Genomic DNA, 20,820 nt, shown 5'->3' with positions numbered 1-20,820 from the left:
GTATTCGAGTGCAGGTAATAGTTTATTCGAGTGCAGTAATATCAATACCCTTAGCTTTTAATTGTGCTAGTAAAGTTTGATACTTTAGTTGTTCCTGCTCTTTGAGAAATCTTTCTTGTTCCGCACGTTGAGTTTCCTGCTCTTTAAGAAATCTTTCTTGTTCCGCACGTTGAGTTTCCTGCTCTTTAAGAAATCTTTCTCGTTCTGCACGTTGAGTTTCCTGTTCTGCATAATTACTCAATTCCACAGGACTAAGAAACCTACTCCCATCTGGATAATAGATGACTAATTCATCTCCCGTCATATCAAACCGTATATTCAATCTTGGACTAGTCCAAGTAGCAAAATTCTTAATTTCTTTAAACGAATTATTTTCCCTAATGGATACTTCTAGACTAATCCCATCTGGGTCATATACATAATACTCTTCCACTCCATATTTGAGATAAAAGAGCTTTTTTTTCGTCATCTCACTATCGCTATTACTGGGAGATAAAATTTCAAAAACCACCTGGGGAGAAATATTATTCTCTTCCCACTGTCGATAGGACCCCCGGTGTCCCTTGGGTCTCCCAAACACTACCATGGTGTCAGGAGCCAGTTTAATTTTGTTACTACCCTTTACTGGATACCAAAATAAGTCCCCGGCCACAAACACATCCGGATTAGACTTAAATAGTATTTCTAAATTCTCCTTGATTTTGACAATCCATGTAAATTGCCTAGTGTTATCCGCCATGGGTTCACCATCACTTTCTGGGTAGACAATTTCAGGCGCGATCGTCTCCCCAACCTGATTAACGTTAGATTTTATCACCCCCAGTTGAGTTTTTGGTGCAATTTGCCTCACCATATCTATACCTCCCATTCACTAATATGACAAAACTAGTCAGTTTTAACTGACTTGAGCTTTGAGACCGGGAATTGATTCCCGGTCTCCCCCAAGGACAGTCTCCAGGTGTGGATTAATTCAAACAATAACAGGTAATTGACGATCTCCCATAGGGAGTGCTTTTACTCTAAACTCCAGTTTTTAAAAACCCCCAAGGGTATTCGAGTGCAAATAGTTTATTCGAGTGCAGTAATATCAATACCCTTAGCTTTTAATTGTGCTAGTAAAGCTTGATACTTTAGTTGTTCCTGCTCTTTGAGAAATCTTTCTCGTTCTACACGCTGATTTGCCTGTTCTGCACGCTGACTTTCTTGTTCTGCACGTTGACTTTCTTGTTCTGCACGTTGATTTGCCTGTTCTGCACGTTGATTTGCCTGTTCTGCATAATTACTCAATTCTACAGGACTAAGAAACCTACTCCCATCTGGATAATAGATGACTAATTCATCTCCCGTCATATCAAACCGTATATTCAATCTTGGACTAGTCCAAGTAGCAAAATTCTTAATTTCTTTAAACGAATTATTTTCCCTAATGCATACTTCTAGACTAATCCCATCTGGGTCATATACATAATACTCTTCCACTCCATATTTGAGATAAAAGAGCTTTTTTTTCGTCATCTCACTATCACTATTACTGGGAGATAAAATTTCAAAAACCACCTGGGGAGGAATATTATTCTCTTCCCACTGTCGATAGGACCCCCGGTGTCCCTTGGGTCTACCAAACACTACCATGGTGTCAGGAGCCAGTTTAATTTTGTTACTACCCTTTACTGGATACCAAAATAAGTCCCCGGCCACAAACACATCCGGATTAGACTTAAATAGTATTTCTAAATTCTCCTTGATTTTGACAATCCATGTAAATTGCCTAGTGTTATCCGCCATGGGTTCACCATCACTTTCTGGGTAGACAATTTCAGGCGCGATCGTCTCCCCAACCTGATTAACGTTAGATTTTATCACCCCCAGTTGAGTTTTTGGTGCAATTTGCCTCACCATATCTATACCTCCCATTCACTTTGGTACTGACTCAATCGGTTTAATTTACCATAACATGGTTTGTGTAGGAGTATTGAGTTTAATCAACCCAAACTACAATATGACAAAACTAGTCAGTTTTAACTGACTTGAGCTTTGAGACCGGGAATTGATTGTCTCCCCCACGGACAGTCTCCAGGTGTGGATTAATTCAAACAATAACAGGTAATTGACGATCTCCCATAGGGAGTGCTTTTAGTCTAAACTCCAGTTTTTAAAAACCCCCAAGGGTATTCGAGTGCAAATAGTTTATTCGAGTGCAGTAATATCAATACCCTTAGCTTTTAATTGTGCTAGTAAAGTTTGATACTTTAGTTGTTCCTGCTCTTTGAGAAATCTTTCTTGTTCCGCACGTTGAGTTTCCTGCTCTTTAAGAAATCTTTCTCGTTCTGCACGTTGATTTGCCTGTTCTACATAATTACTCAATTCCACAGGACTAAGAAACCTACTCCCATCTGGATAATAGATGACTAATTCATCTCCAGTCATGTCAAATGTTATATTCAATCTTGGACTAGTCCAAGTAGCAAAATTCTCAATTTCTTTAAACGAATTATTTTCCCTAATGCATACTTCTAGACTAATCCCATCTGGGTCATATACATAATACTCTTCCACTCCATATTTGAGATAAAAGAGCTTTTTTTTCGTCATCTCACTATCACTATTACTGGGAGATAAAATTTCAAAAACCACCTGGGGAGGAATATTATTCTCTTCCCACTGTCGATAGGACCCCCGGTGTCCCTTGGGTCTCCCAAACACTACCATGGTGTCAGGAGCCAGTTTAATTTTGTTACTACCCTTTACTGGATACCAAAATAAGTCCCCAGCCACAAACACATCCGCATTAGACTTAAATAGTATTTCTAAATTCTCCTTGATTTTGACAATCCATGTAAATTGCCTAGTGTTATCCGCCATGGGTTCACCATCACTTTCTGGGTAGACAATTTCAGGCGCGATCGTCTCCCCAACCTGATTAACGTTAGATTTTATCACCCCCAGTTGAGTTTTTGGTGCAATTTGCCTCACCATATCTATACCTCCCATTCACTTTGGTACTGACTCAATCGGTTTAATTTACTATAGCATAATGGCACTTTATCAGGAGCGATAGTGCCTTGAATATAGGAGAGTTGTTGGGTTTTCTCAACCCAACCTTAATTAAGCTCTCTTTACCTTTGCCCTGTGACAATGTATGCTACCCTTTGACCAATATTGGTAGCATGATCTGCCATTCTCTCTAGACATTGAATTGCTAATGTTAATAGTAGAATGGGCTCCACTACCCCAGGAACATCTTTCTGCTGTGCCAAATTACGATATAATTTTTTGTAAGCATCATCTACTGTGTCATCTAATAATTTAATTCTTCTACCATTAATCTCATCCAAATCCGCTAAAGCTACTAGGCTAGTAGCCAACATAGATTGGGCATGATCGGACATAATGGCAACCTCCCCCAAAGTAGGATGGGGGGGATAGGGAAATATTTTCATTGCTATTTCTGCCAAATCTTTGGCATAGTCCCCAATACGTTCCAAATCTCTAACTAATTGCATGAATGAGCTTAAACAACGAGATTCTTGGTCTGTGGGAGCTTGACTGCTCATAATTGAGGCGCAATCGACTTCTATCTGTCTGTAAAAGCGATCAATTTTTTTGTCTAATCTGCGTATTTGCTCAGCTGCTGTTAAATCCCGATTAAAGAGAGCTTGGTGACTCAGACGGAATGACTGCTCTACTAAAGCACCCATACGTAAAACATCTCTTTCCAGTCTTTTAATGGCACGTATAGGCTGAGGTTTTTCAAAAATTGTATATTTCACAACAGCTTTCATATTTTTAATCTCGAGTTTAATATATTTCTAGCTATTATAGTCTTGATTCAGAAATATCCGCTATCATGTTGAACTACCTGGGGAAGATGAATTTGTATCCAAGCACCACCGGTATCAGGATGGTTCATGGCCCTGATTTTGCCACCATGAGCTATAATTATTTGGCGGACAATGGATAAACCTAGACCACTACCAGTAATTTCTACTGTTTCATTGTCAGAGCGCGACTCGTGGTGTCTAGCTTTGTCCCCCCGATAAAATCTTTGAAAGACATAAGGTAAATCCACAGGAGCAAATCCAACACCAGAATCAATAATGTTAATTTCTAAAATTTGATTTGATATTGTATCTGTTTTTGCATCAACCCCATTAATAGACTTTTCCCCAGCACCTGAATTCATTTCAATGAGAATAGTACCATTGAGGTTGCTATATTTAATGCAGTTATCTAACAGATTAAGAAACACTTGATAAATTCGGGACTTATCAGCACATATATAGACCTTTTCTAGACCGGAGTAGGAAATGCTAAGATGCTTATTTGCTGCCAAGGGCTCTAAATTTTCCCAGACTGAAAAAATCAGGGAGCGGACTTCTAGCATTTCCAAATTCAGTTGTATGGAGGAGGTTATTTCCATCTGGGTCAGGTCTAGCCAATTTTGGACTAAATTAATTAGTCTGTCAACCTCTTGCATCAGGCGGATGACCCAACGGTTCAAGGGAGGATCTAAGCGAGTTTGCAGGGTTTCCGCCACCAGACGAATGGAGGTCAGAGGTGTTCTCAGTTCATGGGCCAGGTCAGAAAAAGAGCGGTCACGTTGCTCATTAATGTCCAAGAATTGTTGGTCACTTTCCAGAAACACACCTACTTGTCCTTCCGGAAGGGGAAAACTGTTAGCTGCTAAGGACAATGGCTTTAATTCTAAGACACCCTGACCATGGTCTCGGGAAGGGTGAAAAATCCACTCTTGCATTTGCGGTTTTTGCCAATCCCGGGTTTGCTCAATTAACTGATCTAGTTCATAGGACCTCACTAATTCCAGTAGCAGGCGCACTTGACCCGGTTGCCATCTTTGTAAATGTAGCATTTCCCGTGCGCACTTATTACACCATAGTAGTTGGTTTTCTTCATCTACTTGTAAGTATCCCAATGGTGCAGCATCCAGCAACTGTTCATAAGCTTTGAGTGACAAGCGTAAGTTTTGTTGCTCATCCCTAACACTAGATATTTTACGGTGTAATCCAGCTAATAGGGGTAATAATATCTTTTCAGCATGGGGGTTTAAGGGTTTGGTTAACTGCTCTAAATAGCTGTTAAGTTGAAATTGTTGCCACAGCCAAAAACCAAAACCGACTGCCAAACCCAGAAGAAATCCCAATAAGAACATTTGATAGTAAGTGTGCTATTTGACCGGAATTAAAGGGGAAGGGTGCAAGCAAGGTCTCCTTAGGACGGCTTTTCTTGATTGTTATATTATTACTATAATCATAATTCCTAGGGATTTCTCCCGGAAAATGCGATCGCCTAGGTATCTGTGACCATTCCTGTGCTACAGGTTAGACTGGATAAGGTAACTGATACACTTCTTGCCGAATTTTATGTCCAATCAAAATGACAACTCCCAAAATGATAACTCCCGAGACAAGAGCCAAAAACCCCAATCCAGGGGATGGTTTAAAATAAAAAGACCACGACCACCTAAAGGAATAGGAAAACCAAAAACGGAATAGCCCAGATATAGAAATCAACCAAATCTATAGCCAAAACCCCTGACTGTGACGATATATTCTGGATGGCTAGGGTCTAACTCTAATTTTTCCCTCAGCCATCGAATATGAACATCCACAGTTTTACTGTCACCAACAAAATCAGGACCCCAAACCTGGTCTAATAACTGTTCCCGTGACCACACCCTGCGAGTATAACTCATAAATAGTTCTAGTAACCGGAATTCTTTCGGTGACAAGCTCACCTCTCTTCCTCTCACTAACACCCGACATTCCTGAGGATTTAAACTAATATCTTTATGTTTTAAGGTGGGTGCCAAGGGCAAATTAGAAAACCGCTGGCGACGTAACAAGGCACGACACCTAGCCACCATTTCTCTTACGCTAAAGGGCTTAGTTAGATAATCATCCGCTCCTACCTCTAAACCTAGCACCCGGTCAGTTTCACTACCTTTCGCACTCAGAATTAAAATCGGGATGGAATTACCCTGGTGACGTAATAAACGACAAATATCTAATCCGTTGATTTGTGGCAACATCAAGTCTAGCACAAGCAGGTCGAATAATAATTCACCAGGTTGGGCCTCTAAATTTCTGATTAATTCCACAGCACAACGACCATCTTTAGCAGTCACAACTTCATAACCTTCACCCTCTAAGGCTACTACAAGCATCTCTCGGATTAGTTCTTCGTCTTCCACTATTAAAACGCGACTAACTGGTTCAATATCCGATTTAGTGGAGTACCTAGGCAATTCAGTAGTATACATTGACAACAAAAATTTGTAAGAATGTACTGGGCTTTGTTTCCAACTAGTTATGATCCTCACGAATTGAGGACACATATTGGGGAACACAAAATTATTGTATTCAATACAACAATTTGCCTAAATTATAAGTGTTTTATAGAAATTTTGTCGAATATTTCCACATTTGTGCCTTTTAAGTGAGTGGGTGGAATTAGATATAAGATCAACGTAGGTTGGGTTGAAGTATGAAACCCAACACCCCCATGGGTTTCGTATTAAACTCATCCTATAAATAATTGTGTCTCCCTACTTAGTTCAGGCAAAACTAGAGAAATCCAAAGTGGGTGGAATATCCTGAATTCTTCCAGGACCTATAGCCCGCAGTGCTTCTGGTAAACTAATATCTCCAGTATATAGGGCTTTACCGACAATTACTCCTGTAACCCCCTGATGTTCTAAAGATAACAAGGTTAATAGGTCAGTAACAGAACCCACACCCCCAGAGGCAATCACGGGTATGGAAATGGCAGATGTCAACCCTCTTAATGCTTCCAAGTTTGGTCCCTGAAGCGTACCATCACGATTTATATCCGTATAAATAATAGCTGCTGCACCCAATTCCTGCATTTGGGTTGCTAATTGGGGGGCCAAAATTTGAGAGGTTTCTAACCAACCCCTGGTAGCAACTAAACCATTCCGCGCATCAATGCCAACTATAATTTGCTGGGGGAATTGTTCACACAGTCCTTGAACCAAATCTGGTTGCTCTACTGCTACAGTTCCCAGAATTGCCCACTGTACCCCAAGATTAAATAACTGTATGACGCTGGAGCTATCGCGTATTCCTCCGCCAACTTCAACAGGTATGGAAACAGCATTGGTAATAGCTTCTATAGTAGATAGATTTACTATTTTACCAGCTTTTGCTCCATCTAGATCTACTAGATGTAGTCTTGTTGCTCCTTGGTCTGCCCACATTTTAGCGGTTTCCACAGGATTATGGCTGTAAACCTGGGATTGTGCATAGTCACCCTTATAGAGTCTTACACAACGCCCCTCTAATAGATCTATTGCTGGGATAACTTCCATGACTAGTTAGTGAATAGGTTAATTTTAGTTGAGCTAAATGGAGAAGGAGGGATTCGAACCCTCGGATGGACCTTACGATTCCATCAACAGATTAGCAATCTGCCGCTTTCGACCACTCAGCCACCTCTCCAAGTCTATTAAAAATTATGATATGACAACCTTAACAGACAATTTTTGGCTTGTCAAGAGATTTTTTTCAAGTGGACAACCAAAAATCAAAGGATGAAATCCGTCGGGGATTGAAATCCCCGACAAGTTTCTTTTTGATTTTGAATATAAAGTTTAACAATTTCTAGTGGCGCTCCTCCAACAGTAGATATAAAATATGAGTTAGTCCACAATGAGGGCAGTCTTGATTTTAATAGCCAAAGCTCTCCAAAGCCATATTTATATCCCATGAACGCTCTTTCAATTCCCACCTGGGTTATCCATATTTCTAGTGTTATTGAATGGGTAGTTGCCATTTCCCTCATCTGGAAATATGGGGAACTGACCCAAAACCATAGTTGGAGGGGATTTGCCCTAGCTATGATACCTGCCTTAATCAGCGCCCTATGTGCTTGTACCTGGCATTATTTCGATAATCCCCAGTCCCTAGAATGGTTAGTCACCCTCCAGGCCACTACCACGCTAGTAGGTAATTTTACTCTTTGGGCAGCAGCAGTCTGGGTTTGGCGTTCTACTCGAGCGAGTGGAGTTCTTAATATCTCAAATAAGGAGTAGACGGTCATGATCTCAAAAGAAACTCTATTTGCTCTCTCCTTGTTCCCCTATTTGGGTTTCTTGTGGTTTATCAGTCGCAGTCCACAAATGCCACGTTTAGCACTCTATGGATTCTATGGCACTTTAGTATTTGTTGGTGTTACCATTCCAGCTGGCATTTACGCCAAAATTGCTTACCAAGAAGCCCTAGCGAATATAGACTGGCTTCATGGCAGTGCTGAGTTATTCTTAACTTTTGCTAATATTTTAATTGTCTTGGGTTTTCGTCAAGCTGTACTAAGTTTAGAAACTAAAGGTAAGTAGACTAACATACTTACCCGGTTACCCATAAAATTGTACAACACCATACTAACTAAATACTCGGTACAACAAGTCGCGGTGCAACAGGCAACTACTCAACAAAGACTGTAATTTATCTCTTGACAAACACTCGGCATTGTGATACAAGTCCAACCAAGTTTTGGCAATTAAATTAGCATGATTGGGTAAATCTGGAAGATTCCAACCTGGTATGGGTAAATCTTCCATCAACCTGTTGATTTTAGGATCATAACTTAAAGCAAAGCAACGACACCCTTCACTAGCGGCCATAATTAAACTATGTAGGCGCATTCCTATTACCATATCCACACCTCTAAATGCGCCTTTTAACATTTGTGGTTTCTCCAAACAAAAAACCTGGCTATTATTTGGCAGTTGAGAGTGAATTTGTTGAGAAATTTCTAAATCTTCGGTTTTTTGAAATGGTAGAATTAAAATAAATGCTTGGGTATGTTTCTGCAAATCCACCAATCCACGGATTAGATTTGCCAATCTACTCTCTGTCAGGTGGGGATGTTTTCTCAGGGTAACTGCAATTCGTGGTTTCGGTAGACCCGCTAATTCTGGTACTGACTCAGATGCTAAACCCCACACCGGATCAGGTGCTAGGATATGTGGTATGTGCCAACTTGATAATAAACTAGCACTTGACCTGTCCCGCACGCTTACTCCCACACAACCGGCAAAATTTCTTTGAGCCAACCAACGGTTTTGTGGTAGGGATAGGGGACCTATACCCTGGCCCCAGGCTATGGTTTTTAGACCCATAAATTGGGCTAAAGCCATTATTCCCCCATAATATAAGGGATTAATACTACTGGTTGCATCCTGCATTAAACTACCTCCACCCCAGATAAATCCTTGACAAGAGCGTAAAGCTCGAATCAAGGGGATAAGTGCCATCCGGTCATGACTTTCCACCCCATAATTTCTAGTGGTTAGTTGGGGACTACCGGAGAGAACTACGGGCGTGATGTGAGGTGGTAGCATTTGTAAAAGAGTAGCCAAGAGAGCTTCATCACCACCATTACCCTTACCATAATAACCAGAAAGTAAAACACGCATTATAAATCGCCCCGTCTTAGCTACTTAATTTGTCGCATATAATTTCCCCATAACTGTGCTGCTTGACCACTACTACCAAGGGTGGGAGAGTTGTTATCATTACCTAGCCAAATACCAGTGACCAATTGACGACTGGGAATAAAACCAATAAACCACAAGTCCACATTTTTATCCGTGGTTCCGGTTTTACCTGCTTCCTCACCCATTCCTATGGAAGCAGCACGACCAGTACCCCTAGCCACCACAGCTTGCATCATGTCAGTCATAGTATTAACTACATTCTTTTTTAACACGGTTTGATTAGCTTTGGGATTTTGAGCGAAGGAATAAATCTCCCGACAGGTTTTTAAATTATTCCGATCTTCACAATCACTACTATCTAGAATCCGGGTAATAGCGTGGGGAGGATTCCATACTCCTCGATTACCAATTGCTGCAAACGCACCGGTCATTTCCAAAACATTGACCACACTTTGACCCAGAACTAAACCCGGAACTGGTTCTAATGGGGATTTTATCCCTAACTTCTGGGCCATTTCTACCACTTTATTTAATCCTACCTCTCGCGCTAGTCTCAGAGCAATGGGGTTTTCTGACAGTGCAAAACCAGTAGCTACATCTAAACTACCACTCCCACTGCGACAGGGTCTATAAGTAAATCCTCCCCAAGGAAAAGAATTACAAGAATAGCTCTTGTAGGCGGGTATTCCCGCTTCTATAGCTGCAGCATAGGCAAAAACTTTAAAAGTAGATCCGGGTTGTCTTTGAGCTTGTACAGCACGATTAAATTGGCTTTCTTTGTAATTTTTCCCCCCCACCATGGCTAATATGCTCCCAGTTTTGGAATCTAGGGTGACAATTGCTCCCTGGGAAAATCGCAAGTTGGAACCAATCTTATTCACCGAATTTTGCAAGGCTGACTCAGCTTTAGCTTGAATTACTGGGTCTAATTTTGTTTCAATGATGTAGTTACCTTCCCTGGCTGCTCCTGCACCCAAAATTGATTCTAGTTCTTGAAAAACGTAGTTGTAAAAATAGGGAGCAATAGTTTTAGCTTGTCTTTCACAAACTCTAGGACTTACCTGTACGGGGGATCTTCTAGCTCGATTTGCTTGAGTGGAATTAATCGTACCCATATCTAACATGCGTCGAATGACCCGATTCCGATAATCTGCTGCTGCTAATTTCCTCGGTCCATCTCCACAAAAGTCAAACCCATTGGGTGCAGGTAATATTCCCACTAAAGTTGCTGCTTCTGACAGGGTTAATTCTTTGGCAGATTTTTCAAAGTAATATTTAGCCGCATCTTCAAAACCAGAAGTGTCAGCTCCTAAAAATACTCGGTTTAAATAAGTAAGCAGGATCTCATCCTTACTATAAAAGGTTTCTAATTTTAAGGAGACAATAGCTTCACGAATTTTTCTTCCTAAAGAATCCTGTCTACCTACATAATCACGAAATAAACTCCGTGCAAGCTGTTGGGTAACTGTACTAGCCCCTTGTTGCACATCCCCACTCTGGGTGTTAATGAATACTGCCCGCAAAATTCCCAGGGGGTCAACCCCAAAGTGCCAATAATAACGACTGTCCTCGGAAGCGACTACTGCACCGGGTATGTAAGGACCGAAATCTGCTATTTCCTTGAGATCTACGTGAGAGATATTGCGGGGTTCTCGCAATGGGGTATAGGCATCCCGGGCGTAAATTACTACTGGTCCGCTGGTTGCTGTAGGTAGGGGGTTAACGTCAAATTTTGTCCATTCCCAACCGATAGCCAGGGCAAATAGGGCAGTAATACCACTGATACCATACATTCCCCAAGTAAGAAATTTAATATGGGCAGGGGGTGGATCAATATACTCAAGACTTACTGAAGCAGCTAGTTCTGGTGGACCCAGGGTAACAATGTCACCATGTCTAAGTTTGAGAGATTTGATTCGGCGTTTTCCTAAGTAAATACCGTTAGTGGAATTTTCGTCTTTGATAGTGAAGACCGGGTTGTTTTGGCTTGAGTCCCTGGTGAGGGAAAGGTGAACCTGGCTAACTACTGGGTTGGGAACGATGATATCACAGGATCTGGAACTGCGACCTAAAATGTAACGTTCTCCCAATAAAGGATATGTTTGGTTTTCTTCCCCATTTTGCACCCACAGTTCCGGTACTTTAGCATTGGGTTTCAAAGTCAGTTTAGAAAAGTCTACTCTAGCTTGAATGGTATTTACAGCTTGAGTGATGTGACCAAGAAAGGTTTGGGGTTTTTGGGGTGGTTGTTGGGAACTCATGGTCTAAGATTGGGTAAAGTTAATTTATATCAAAATTAATTGGGAGTTTTGTGCTTAGGCTTTTTTCTGGGAACCAATTAGTAGACAAACAATACCTATACTAATAAATGAGTCTGCTAAATTAAAGACTGGGAAGTTGAATAGACGAAAGTCCAGAAAATCCACCACATAGCCCAATATGAATCTATCAATACCATTACCTATAGCTCCCCCTAAAATTAAACCATAACCCAACTGTTCCCATATACTTAATAATGGTCCCCAAAGAGCGATCGCTAGTAACAGTAAACTTACTACTAGGGATAACCAACGTAACCACTCAACCTTACCACTAAAAAGACTAAAAGCTGCACCTGTATTAGTTACGTATGTCAGATGAAAGACTCCTGGTAGTAAGGGCAAGGTTTGGTGTAAATCAAAGCTTTGAACCACGGACAACTTTGTCAGTTGGTCTAGAGCAAAAGCTATTACAGCAGCAATCCAAAACAGGCGATTTTTTAAACCCATGACAGTTCTACCATTAATTATGTGGGAGGCAAAAATTACTAATAAAACATTAATAAAACATAATGTGTCGCAGAAGGTAAGCCATGACAGTAACAGCACAAAGCACGGCCAATTGTCCAGGGAGGGAAAACCAGGAATATTTAAGAATACCCTCCATTAAGGACAAATTTTGATTGTCCCCCCAGGAGAAAAGATAACTGGTTACCAAATAACAAATACCGCAAATGTGAATAGTTAACAACCCGCACAGACAACTAAAACCTAGGGTTTCTAATCGGGGTCTGGCTTTAAAGGCAAAATGTCCACAAATCCATGCTCCTGGAATAAACCCCAGTAAGTAACCAAATTGGGAGAGTTTAACATATCCTATACCTCCTCCTTGGGCAAATACGGGTAGTAAAGTCAATCCCATCACTAAATAAGCAATTTGGGAAAGGGCACCAGCACTTTTACCCCCTAAACAACCAACAAACAGTACAGCAGCAATTTGATAGCTAGCACCTAGGGGAAAGGTTTTAATTCCCTGTTGACTCCAACTCCAGGGTGGGGTGGTACCGTATGCTTCTAAAAAGGTGCCGCCAATGGTCAACAGCAAGCCAATCATAGACCATAATAATTGATGGGAAGCAGCAAACATGGATTATTTAATAACCAGATTAGATAAATGAACATTAATATTGATTTGGAAGTGTCTAATCTCCCCAAGTCGGGATTACCGAGGTTCTGGCACTTTTCTAACTACGAATGAGGGTAATGGTGCGCCCACCGGGACTAATAACCTCCTCCGTACTAATCCTCTCTCCCATGGGTGGTAATCCAGGACGGCGATCGAAAATCACTAACCAACCTGTATCTAATCCTAACCCATCCAGATATTTATCCAGTTGGATTAAACCCTTCATTAATGGATCTGACTTTCCCTCACGCCACACCTTGAGTTCCATACCCATTACCACTTTGCCATAGCGTAAACAAATATCCATTCTTCCAGAACCAATGGCATATTCCCGCTCTAACGTACCACCACCATTTACCACCCGATGTAAAAATGCCATTAAAACTAAATGTGGAGCAATCTCATGGTAGGGTGCACTTCTGAGTAATGGTTCCCCGTGTTGTCGCCAAAACTCCAGAAAAGCGTGTAATAATTCATCAGGTAATAGTTCCCCTTGTTGGTTTAGCCAACGAGGTTCAATTGCTCCAATAGAAACCCTAGTTGTGTAACTTAGCACTAGAGGTAGAACTTCTTTATAAATTGGATTGGCAATTTCCAAGCCTTGTCCTTGATCTCGACACAGACCTAAATCCAGGACATAACGAATATCATCCGGTGGTACGTCGGGTAAGTCTTCACCTGCTAAAATTGGTTCAATAATGGTCTTAACCCGCTCTTCCCGTAATCGCTCTGCTAAGCTATCTAAATGGGTATCCTGGCGTTGAATGAGGATTTCTTTGGCTTGGTTAATCACCTCAGCAGTAATGGGTTGATTCACATCCTTGACTAACACCTGGGTAGCTTGACGAGCTAGGGCGTTAACTAACCACGGTTGTCCATCAGTTAAATAATATGCCTGTTGAATTGCTCCTGAGGTAAATACTTGCCCTGTAGCTATTGTATGTTGTTCATATAAATTTTGCACATCTGTAAAACTAAAATTACTTAAAGTTAAGGATTCAGCCTTGATATTGAACGGACTAGAAGTATTTAGTCGTTCACTTCCACCAGATTTAACCTTGTAATCCCGCACATCCCGCATGCCAATTAAGCCCACCGAATGGGGAAAACCCCGGGGACGACGGGGAAAACCATCCCGTAACTGTCGCAATACCGAAATCAACGTTTGATTTTGCAATGAGTCAATTTCATCAATGAAGACCACTAGGGGACGGGTAGAACTTTTTGCCCAACTTTTGAGGAAAGCTCCAATACTCTCCCTACGCTCCGGATCAAAAGGGGGATGGAGGTCTTCCGGAAGCCAAATATCAATTGCATCTTGCCAAGAACCCAAAATGGCCCTTTCAGCACGTTCTGGTTCATCAGGAAAAACCGACCCCACTTCCACGGAGAGCATGACAGCGGTATATTCCCCACTATCAGTTAATTCTTGAGCTAAGGCTATCATAGCAGTGGTTTTGCCTACTTGTCGCGGTGCATGAATGATAAAGTAATTTTCTCCATCAATTAATGCTTTCAACTCAGGTAGTCGTCCTGTGGGGGAAATCATATAGTGAATGCTAGCTTTGCAGGGTCCAGCAGTGTTAAATTGTTTAGCCATAGTAAGGTATAATTTGTAATTATCAAAATAATAAAGTACGTTTTACTTAGCGATCGCACTTTTCTAACTGCGAATTAGGATAATAGTGCGCCCAGTGGGACTAATAACCTCCTCCGTACTAATTCTCTCCCCCATGGGGGGTAATCCAGGACGGCGATCGAAAATCACTAACCAGCCAGTATGTAATCCTAACCCATCCAGATATTTATCCAGTTGGGTTAAACCCTTCATTAATGGATCTGACTTTCCCTCACGCCACACCTTGAGTTCCATACCCATTACTACCTTGCCATACCGTAAACAAATATCCATTCTTCCAGAACCAATGGCATATTCCCGTTCTAATGTGCCACCACCATTAACTACCCGATGTAAAAATGCCATTAACACCAAATGGGGAGCAATTTCATGATAGGGCGCACTTCTGAGTAATGGTTCCCCGTGTTGTCGCCAAAACTCCAGAAAAGCGTGTAATAATTCATCAGGTAATAGTTCCCCTTGTTGGTTTAGCCAACGAGGTTCAATTGCTCCAATAGAAACCCTAGTTGTGTAACTTAGCACTAGAGGTAGAACTTCTTTATAAATTGGATTGGCAATTTCCAAGCCTTGTCCTTGATCTCGACACAGACCTAAATCCAGGACATAACGAATATCATCCGGTGGTATGTCAGGTAAGTCTTCACCTGCTAAAATTGGTTCAATAATGGTCTTAACCCGCTCTTCCCGTAATCGCTCTGCTAAGCTATCTAAATGGGTATCCTGGCGTTGAATGAGGATTTCTTTGGCTTGGTTAATCACCTCAGCAGTAATGGGTTGATTCACATCCTTTACTAACACCTGGGTAGCTTGACGAGCTAGGGCGTTAACTAACCACGGTTGTCCATCGGTTAAATAATATGCCTGTTGAACTGCTCCCAGGGTAAATACTTGCCCTGTAGCTGTTGTATGTTGTTCATATAAATTTTGCACATCTGTAAAACTAAAATTACTTAAAGTTAGGGATTCAGCCTTGATATTGAATGGACTAGACGTATTTAGTCGTTCACTTCCACCAGATTTAACCTTGTAGTCCCGCACATCCCGCATGCCAATTAAGCCCACCGAATGGGGAAAACCCTGGGGACGATTGGGATAACCCGCTCGCAATTGTCTGAGGATGGATATTAGAGTTTGATCTTGTAAGGAATCAATTTCATCCAGAAAGACAACTAAGGGTAGGGGAGAAGCCATGGCCCACCCTTGTAGGACTGTTTGAATATCTAAGGGAGAGGTCTCAGTCTCTGTTTGAATTTGGGTTAAAGTGGGCAAGGGTAATTTTCGAAACCGAATTTCATTCTGCCAGCGTCTAAGGATACTTTGTTGCGCTTGTTCTGGTGCATCTGGAAATGGCGCACCGGTTTCCAGGGTTAACATCACAGCTAGGTATTGTCCACTGTCAGTTAATTGTTGAGCTAGGGCCATCATGGCAGTGGTCTTGCCTACTTGTCGTGGTGCATGAATGATAAAGTAATTTTCTCCATCAATTAATGCTTTTAACTGAGGTAGTCGCCCTGTGGGAGAGAGCATATAGTGAATGTTGGCTTTGCAGGGACCAGCAGTGTTAAATTGTTTAGGCATAATTGGCAATAAGTTAAGGTACTACTGTGATTCAAATTTATGGGAATCTAACTACGAATGAGGGTAATGGTGCGCCCATTAGGACTAATAACCTCCTCCGTACTAATCCTCTCTCCCATGGGTGGTAATCCGGGACGGCGATCGAAAATCACTAACCAACCTGTATCTAATCCTAACCCATCCAGATATTTATCGAGTTGGATTAAACCCTTCATTAATGGATCTAACTTTCCCTCACGCCACACCTTGAGTTCCATACCCATTACCACTTTGCCATAGCGTAAACAAATATCCATTCTCCCAGAACCAATGGCATATTCCCGTTCTAACGTGCCACCACCATTTACCACCCGATGTAAAAATGCCATTAAAACTAAATGGGGAGCAATCTCATGGTAGGGTGCACTTCTAAGTAATGGTTCCCCGTGTTGGCGCCAAAACTCCAGAAAAGCGTGTAATAATTCATCAGGTAATAGTTCCCCTTGTTGGTTTAGCCAACGAGGTTCAATTGCTCCAATAGAAACCCTAGTTGTGTAACTTAGCACTAGAGGTAGAACTTCTTTATAAATTGGATTGGCAATTTCCAAGCCTTGTCCTTGATCTCGACACAGACCTAAATCCAGGACATAACGAATATCATCCGGTGGTACGTCGGGTAAGTCTTCACCTGCTAAAATTGGTTCAATAATGGTCTTAACCCGCTCTTCCCGTAATCGCTCTGCTAAGCTATCTAAATGGGTATCCTGGCGTTGAATGAGGATTTCTTTGGCTTGGTTAATCACCTCAGCAGTAATGGGTTGATTCACATCCTTGACTAACACCTGGGTAGCTTGACGAGCTAGGGCGTTAACTAACCACGGTTGTCCATCGGTTAAATAATATGCCTGTTGAACTGCTCCCAGGGTAAGTACTTGCCCTGTAGCTGTTGTATGTTGTTCATATAAATTTTGCACATCTGTAAAACTAAAATTACTTAAAGTTAAGGATTCAGCCTTGATATTGAACGGACTAGACGTATTGAGTCGTTCACTTCCACCAGATTTAACCTTGTAGTCCCCCACATCCCGCATGCCAATTAAGCCCACCGAATGGGGAAAACCCCGGGGACGACGGGGAAAACCATCCCGTAACTGTCGCAATACCGAAATCAACGTTTGATTTTGCAATGAGTCAATTTCATCAATGAAGACCACTAGGGGACGGGTAGAACTTTTTGCCCAACTTTTGAGGAAAGCTCCAATACTCTCCCTACGCTCCGGATCAAAAGGGGGATGGAGGTCTTCCGGAAGCCAAATATCAATTGCATCTTGCCAAGAACCCAAAATGGCCCTTTCAGCACGTTCTGGTTCATCAGGAAAAACCGACCCCACTTCCACGGAGAGCATGACAGCGGTATATTCCCCACTATCAGTTAATTCTTGAGCTAAGGCTATCATAGCAGTGGTTTTGCCTACTTGTCGCGGTGCATGAATGATAAAGTAATTTTCTCCATCAATTAATGCTTTCAACTCAGGTAGTCGTCCTGTGGGGGAAATCATATAGTGAATGCTAGCTTTGCAGGGTCCAGCAGTATTAAAGTGTTTAGACATAATCGGCAATAATTTAAGGTGTGGTCCAAATTTATCGCATTTTTCAACTGAGAATTACGGTGACGGAATAGCCGCCCCACCTTGTGCAAAAATGCCAGGTAAAAGATAAAATGAGAATAAACTAATATTTAGAGTGAAACATGATGAGCGATCGCGACTATACACTAATCATTGATAAAAGTGGGAGCATGTCAACTCCGGATCAACGGGGTGGAAGAACCAGATGGGACATAGCCCAAGAATCTACCATAGCCCTAGCCAGAAAGTGTGAGCAATTTGACCCAGATGGTATTACTGTTTATGTATTTTCCGGTAAATTTAAACGATACGAAAATGTGACAGCAGCAAAGGTCACCCAGATATTTCAAGAAAATGATCCTGTTGGTACAACCAACTTGGCTGGAGTGCTTTTAGATGCTACCAATCACTATTTTCAACGTAAAGCATCTGGTCAAGCCAAACCGAATGGTGAAACCATTCTGGTAATTACTGACGGGGAACCGGATGATCGGAAAGCGGTTTTTGAAGTAGTTATTAACGCCTCTCGCAAAATAGATAAAGATGAGGAATTAGCAATTTCTTTAATTCAAGTAGGTACAGATCCACAAGCTACAAAATTTCTCAAAGCTCTTGATGATCAGTTGCAAAGTGTAGGAGCTAAATTTGATATTTGTGACACTGTGACTTTAGATGAATTAGAAGAAATGAGTTTAACAGAAGTTCTAATGAATGCGATTACCGATTAGTAGAATTGTGGAAAGTCGAGAAAAGAGGACTCGCTTTCAGTATGTTCCGGAAAATTGTGGGAGACATGGTAGCATGGACCTCGGGTAATTTGGTAAGAGATTAACATGAAATATTGGCGTGAAACCCTGGCTATAGCTCAGCGCATTTTAACGGAACTACTACGACGCAGACGAAGTCTAATTTTTTGGAGCATTTTCCCGGTTTCTATTTTGATACTTAATGGCTTTATTTTGTCAGAACGGGGAGAATTAGCCATGGAGCTGGCCTTAGAAAAAGCTGCACCTTCGAGTTTAGTGGGTGCTGCACTATTTTTCAGTTGTTTGGGTGGAACTGTTGCAACAGTGGTTGCGGAGAGAGAACAACAAACTCTAAAACGATTATTTATTTCACCTTTAAGTGGCACATCTTATTTTCTGGGAATTTTTTTAGCCCATAGCTGTATAGGAATTGGACAAACTCTGCTAGTTTATATAGTTGCTGGTTTCTGGGGTGCAACCTTTCAAGGTTCAATATTATTAGGAATAGTCATTATTTTCTTGAGCATCATTGCATACGTGGGTCTGGGATTTGTCCTCGGTACACAACTAGCTCGTCGTACGGAAGATGTTAATGCTTTGGTAGCTACTTTTGGCGTACCCCTGTTAATTTTGGGGGGGACATTTTTCCCAAGTTCCCTATTTCCTAAGACTCTATTAGATATTGCTAAGTATAATCCCATTTACCACATGAATGAAGCTCTTTTGGGTGTTTCCGCTAATGGAGAAAAATTTAGCGATGTGAGCTTACACTTGCGCTTTTTATTATTTTTTGCTACACTTACCTTGGTTTGTGGTTGGATATCTTATAGACGGATGTTGATGGTAGAAAAAAGACTTTAAAACAGTATAATCACAAATAAATATCCTGTTTCTATACAAAGAGTTGAATTTGGTGAATTAAAGCCAAGAGCGGGGGAGCATGATTCAATTCCAGCTCCCATTCCTGAAAAATATCAGTTACCAAGATGCTTAAAATTAAAAATTTAAACAAGTCTTACAAAAACCGGAAAGTTCTGCAAAATTTAACATTTACCATCCAACCAGGGGAAGTTTACGGTTTACTGGGTGCTAATGGAGCTGGTAAAACAACTACCATCAATATTATTTGTAATCTACTTAAAGCGGATAGCGGTTACATCACAGTAAATCATGAGCCAATTTCTCGTTCTACAAAAAAACTCATTGGTATTGCTCCCCAGGAAAATATTCTATACAAAACCCTCTCCTGCGCGGAAAATTTGAGATTTTTTGCTGAAATTTATGGTTTAGACCCCAAAACCAAACAAAAACAAGTAGTGACTACCCTAAAATCCGTAAACTTGTTAGATAGAGCAGATAGTCCCGTAGAAACTCTCAGTGGAGGTATGCAAAGGCGTTTAAATATTGCCGTTGCTTTGGTACATCAACCTCAATTACTGATTCTTGATGAGCCAACTACAGGACTAGATATTGAAGCTAGATATGAAATTTGGGAATTAATTCGCAATTTAAAAAATCAAGGTATGACCATACTGCTAACTACTCACTTACTAGATGAAGCTGAAAGACTTTGTAGTCGCATTGGGGTTTTAAAAAATGGTCAGATATTAGCTGAGGGGAGTTTAGCAGAATTAAAAAACCGGGTTCCGGGGAAGGAAATTGTTTTGGTGCAAACCAAAGAAGAAAGTACAGCTATATCAGTAGGACGGGAACATGGTTTTATTGTCCGACGGTATGGGAGTGATTTAGCCTTTTTAGTACCAGAACCAATAGAACTAAAAGAATTATTGACTAAATTCGATGGTATAGAGATTGACTCTATTTCGCGTCAATCCCTACGTTTAGAACATATTTATGTAGAAATTACCCAAGCGGATTTGAGTTTGTAGTTAGGCCACCTATTCCTTTTATTTTTATGATGAACATTATCGAAACCCTAAAAGCAGATTACCAAAGATTTCCCCTTGAGCAAACTTACAGCATTTATGCAGCAGATGTTTACTTTCAAGATCCAGTTTTTAAATTTCGTGGTTTAGAACTTTATAAGTGGATGATTAAATTTATTCACATATTTTTCAGCAAATTACGGATGGATTTGCACCACATTGAACAAGAGCAAAACATGATTAAGACTGAATGGACATTAAGCTGGAGTGCTTACCTACCGTGGAAACCGAGAATTTCTATCTCCGGATGGACCCAATTAGATCTTAATAATCAAGGATTAATTAGTTCCCATATAGATTATTGGTACTGTTCACGTTTAGATGTACTAAAACAACACCTATTTTCCGTAAACAAAGGATAATGTAAATAAATGTCAACAAA

General features: G+C 41.0%; 20 protein-coding genes, 1 tRNA gene and 1 pseudogene. 6 read left to right on the top strand and 16 right to left on the bottom strand.

Features of this window, described 5'->3' with window-relative positions; translation table 11 throughout:
* Nucleotides 1-22: 22 nt before the first annotated feature.
* The 9 genes and pseudogenes from IAR63_RS01675 to IAR63_RS01635 form a co-directional block, all read right to left on the bottom strand.
* Nucleotides 23-853 (bottom strand): Uma2 family endonuclease, encoded by an 831-nt coding sequence (locus IAR63_RS01675; protein ID WP_187707311.1) that lies wholly within the window; start codon nt 851-853, stop codon nt 23-25.
* Nucleotides 854-1,068: 215 nt separating this feature from the next.
* Nucleotides 1,069-1,899 carry a Uma2 family endonuclease gene (locus tag IAR63_RS01670; protein WP_187707310.1) on the bottom strand — a complete coding sequence of 277 codons (831 nt, stop codon included), beginning with the start codon at nt 1,897-1,899 and terminating at the stop codon, nt 1,069-1,071.
* A gap of 288 nt (nt 1,900-2,187) precedes the next feature.
* Nucleotides 2,188-2,976: a Uma2 family endonuclease gene (locus IAR63_RS01665; protein WP_187707309.1), complete on the bottom strand. Its 789-nt coding sequence runs from the start codon at nt 2,974-2,976 to the stop codon at nt 2,188-2,190.
* A 140-nt stretch (nt 2,977-3,116) separates the two neighbouring features.
* The gene (phoU, locus tag IAR63_RS01660; RefSeq protein WP_187706353.1) at nt 3,117-3,782 is read right to left on the bottom strand and encodes a phosphate signaling complex protein PhoU; all 666 of its coding nucleotides are present in this window, start codon (nt 3,780-3,782) and stop codon (nt 3,117-3,119) included.
* 47 nt (nt 3,783-3,829) lie between these two features.
* A complete protein-coding gene (locus tag IAR63_RS01655; RefSeq protein ID WP_187706352.1) occupies nt 3,830-5,170 on the bottom strand; it encodes an ATP-binding protein in 1,341 nt (446 codons plus the stop codon).
* Nucleotides 5,171-5,527: 357 nt separating this feature from the next.
* Entirely contained in the window at nt 5,528-6,280 is a 753-nt protein-coding gene (locus IAR63_RS01650) for a winged helix-turn-helix domain-containing protein (RefSeq protein ID WP_187706351.1), read from the bottom strand.
* 294 nt (nt 6,281-6,574) lie between these two features.
* Nucleotides 6,575-7,348 carry a 1-(5-phosphoribosyl)-5-[(5-phosphoribosylamino)methylideneamino]imidazole-4-carboxamide isomerase gene (gene hisA, locus IAR63_RS01645; RefSeq protein ID WP_187706350.1) on the bottom strand — a complete coding sequence of 258 codons (774 nt, stop codon included), beginning with the start codon at nt 7,346-7,348 and terminating at the stop codon, nt 6,575-6,577.
* Between the two features lie 38 nt (nt 7,349-7,386).
* A tRNA-Ser gene (locus IAR63_RS01640) sits at nt 7,387-7,478 on the bottom strand.
* A gap of 85 nt (nt 7,479-7,563) precedes the next feature.
* Nucleotides 7,564-7,710, bottom strand: a pseudogene (locus IAR63_RS01635) (transposase); the annotation flags it as partial.
* A 34-nt stretch (nt 7,711-7,744) separates the two neighbouring features.
* Between IAR63_RS01635 and IAR63_RS01630 the strand changes: the two are divergent.
* Together IAR63_RS01630 and IAR63_RS01625 are read left to right on the top strand one after the other, a co-directional pair.
* On the top strand, nt 7,745-8,071 hold the full coding sequence (locus tag IAR63_RS01630) for a DUF2499 domain-containing protein (RefSeq protein ID WP_187706349.1): 327 nt from the start codon (nt 7,745-7,747) through the stop codon (nt 8,069-8,071).
* Nucleotides 8,072-8,077: 6 nt separating this feature from the next.
* Entirely contained in the window at nt 8,078-8,374 is a 297-nt protein-coding gene (locus IAR63_RS01625) for a DUF3593 domain-containing protein (protein WP_187706348.1), read from the top strand.
* Nucleotides 8,375-8,419: 45 nt separating this feature from the next.
* On the opposite strand, the gene csaB is transcribed toward IAR63_RS01625, so the two are convergent.
* From csaB to IAR63_RS01590, 7 genes are all read right to left on the bottom strand, one after another.
* Nucleotides 8,420-9,457 carry a polysaccharide pyruvyl transferase CsaB gene (gene csaB, locus IAR63_RS01620; protein WP_187706347.1) on the bottom strand — a complete coding sequence of 346 codons (1,038 nt, stop codon included), beginning with the start codon at nt 9,455-9,457 and terminating at the stop codon, nt 8,420-8,422.
* 20 nt (nt 9,458-9,477) lie between these two features.
* The gene (locus IAR63_RS01615) at nt 9,478-11,739 is read right to left on the bottom strand and encodes a transglycosylase domain-containing protein (RefSeq protein ID WP_187706346.1); all 2,262 of its coding nucleotides are present in this window, start codon (nt 11,737-11,739) and stop codon (nt 9,478-9,480) included.
* Between the two features lie 54 nt (nt 11,740-11,793).
* Nucleotides 11,794-12,246: a signal peptidase II gene (lspA, locus tag IAR63_RS01610; protein ID WP_187706345.1), complete on the bottom strand. Its 453-nt coding sequence runs from the start codon at nt 12,244-12,246 to the stop codon at nt 11,794-11,796.
* Nucleotides 12,247-12,295: 49 nt separating this feature from the next.
* Nucleotides 12,296-12,883, bottom strand: a complete 588-nt coding sequence (locus IAR63_RS01605; RefSeq protein ID WP_187706344.1) for a biotin transporter BioY — start codon at nt 12,881-12,883, stop codon at nt 12,296-12,298.
* A gap of 97 nt (nt 12,884-12,980) precedes the next feature.
* The gene (locus IAR63_RS01600) at nt 12,981-14,522 is read right to left on the bottom strand and encodes an ATP-binding protein (RefSeq protein WP_187706343.1); all 1,542 of its coding nucleotides are present in this window, start codon (nt 14,520-14,522) and stop codon (nt 12,981-12,983) included.
* Between the two features lie 63 nt (nt 14,523-14,585).
* A complete protein-coding gene (locus IAR63_RS01595; RefSeq protein ID WP_187706342.1) occupies nt 14,586-16,139 on the bottom strand; it encodes an ATP-binding protein in 1,554 nt (517 codons plus the stop codon).
* A gap of 47 nt (nt 16,140-16,186) precedes the next feature.
* The gene (locus IAR63_RS01590; protein WP_187706341.1) at nt 16,187-17,728 is read right to left on the bottom strand and encodes an ATP-binding protein; all 1,542 of its coding nucleotides are present in this window, start codon (nt 17,726-17,728) and stop codon (nt 16,187-16,189) included.
* A 140-nt stretch (nt 17,729-17,868) separates the two neighbouring features.
* On the opposite strand from IAR63_RS01590, the gene IAR63_RS01585 reads away from it, so the two are divergent.
* From IAR63_RS01585 to IAR63_RS01570, 4 genes are all read left to right on the top strand, one after another.
* Nucleotides 17,869-18,474 carry a vWA domain-containing protein gene (locus IAR63_RS01585; protein WP_187706340.1) on the top strand — a complete coding sequence of 202 codons (606 nt, stop codon included), beginning with the start codon at nt 17,869-17,871 and terminating at the stop codon, nt 18,472-18,474.
* 105 nt (nt 18,475-18,579) lie between these two features.
* Nucleotides 18,580-19,353 carry an ABC transporter permease gene (locus IAR63_RS01580; RefSeq protein ID WP_187706339.1) on the top strand — a complete coding sequence of 258 codons (774 nt, stop codon included), beginning with the start codon at nt 18,580-18,582 and terminating at the stop codon, nt 19,351-19,353.
* 125 nt (nt 19,354-19,478) lie between these two features.
* Nucleotides 19,479-20,381, top strand: a complete 903-nt coding sequence (locus tag IAR63_RS01575; RefSeq protein ID WP_187706338.1) for an ABC transporter ATP-binding protein — start codon at nt 19,479-19,481, stop codon at nt 20,379-20,381.
* Between the two features lie 29 nt (nt 20,382-20,410).
* A complete protein-coding gene (locus IAR63_RS01570; protein ID WP_187707308.1) occupies nt 20,411-20,800 on the top strand; it encodes a C6orf136 family protein in 390 nt (129 codons plus the stop codon).
* The last annotated feature ends 20 nt before the right edge of the window (nt 20,801-20,820 follow it).

This window comes from Cylindrospermopsis curvispora GIHE-G1 (genome assembly GCF_014489415.1).
Taxonomy (GTDB): Bacteria; Cyanobacteriota; Cyanobacteriia; order Cyanobacteriales; family Nostocaceae; genus Raphidiopsis; species Raphidiopsis curvispora_A.
The sequence above is the reverse complement of the archived record's forward strand: the minus strand, read 5'-3'. Positions and strand labels throughout refer to the sequence as shown.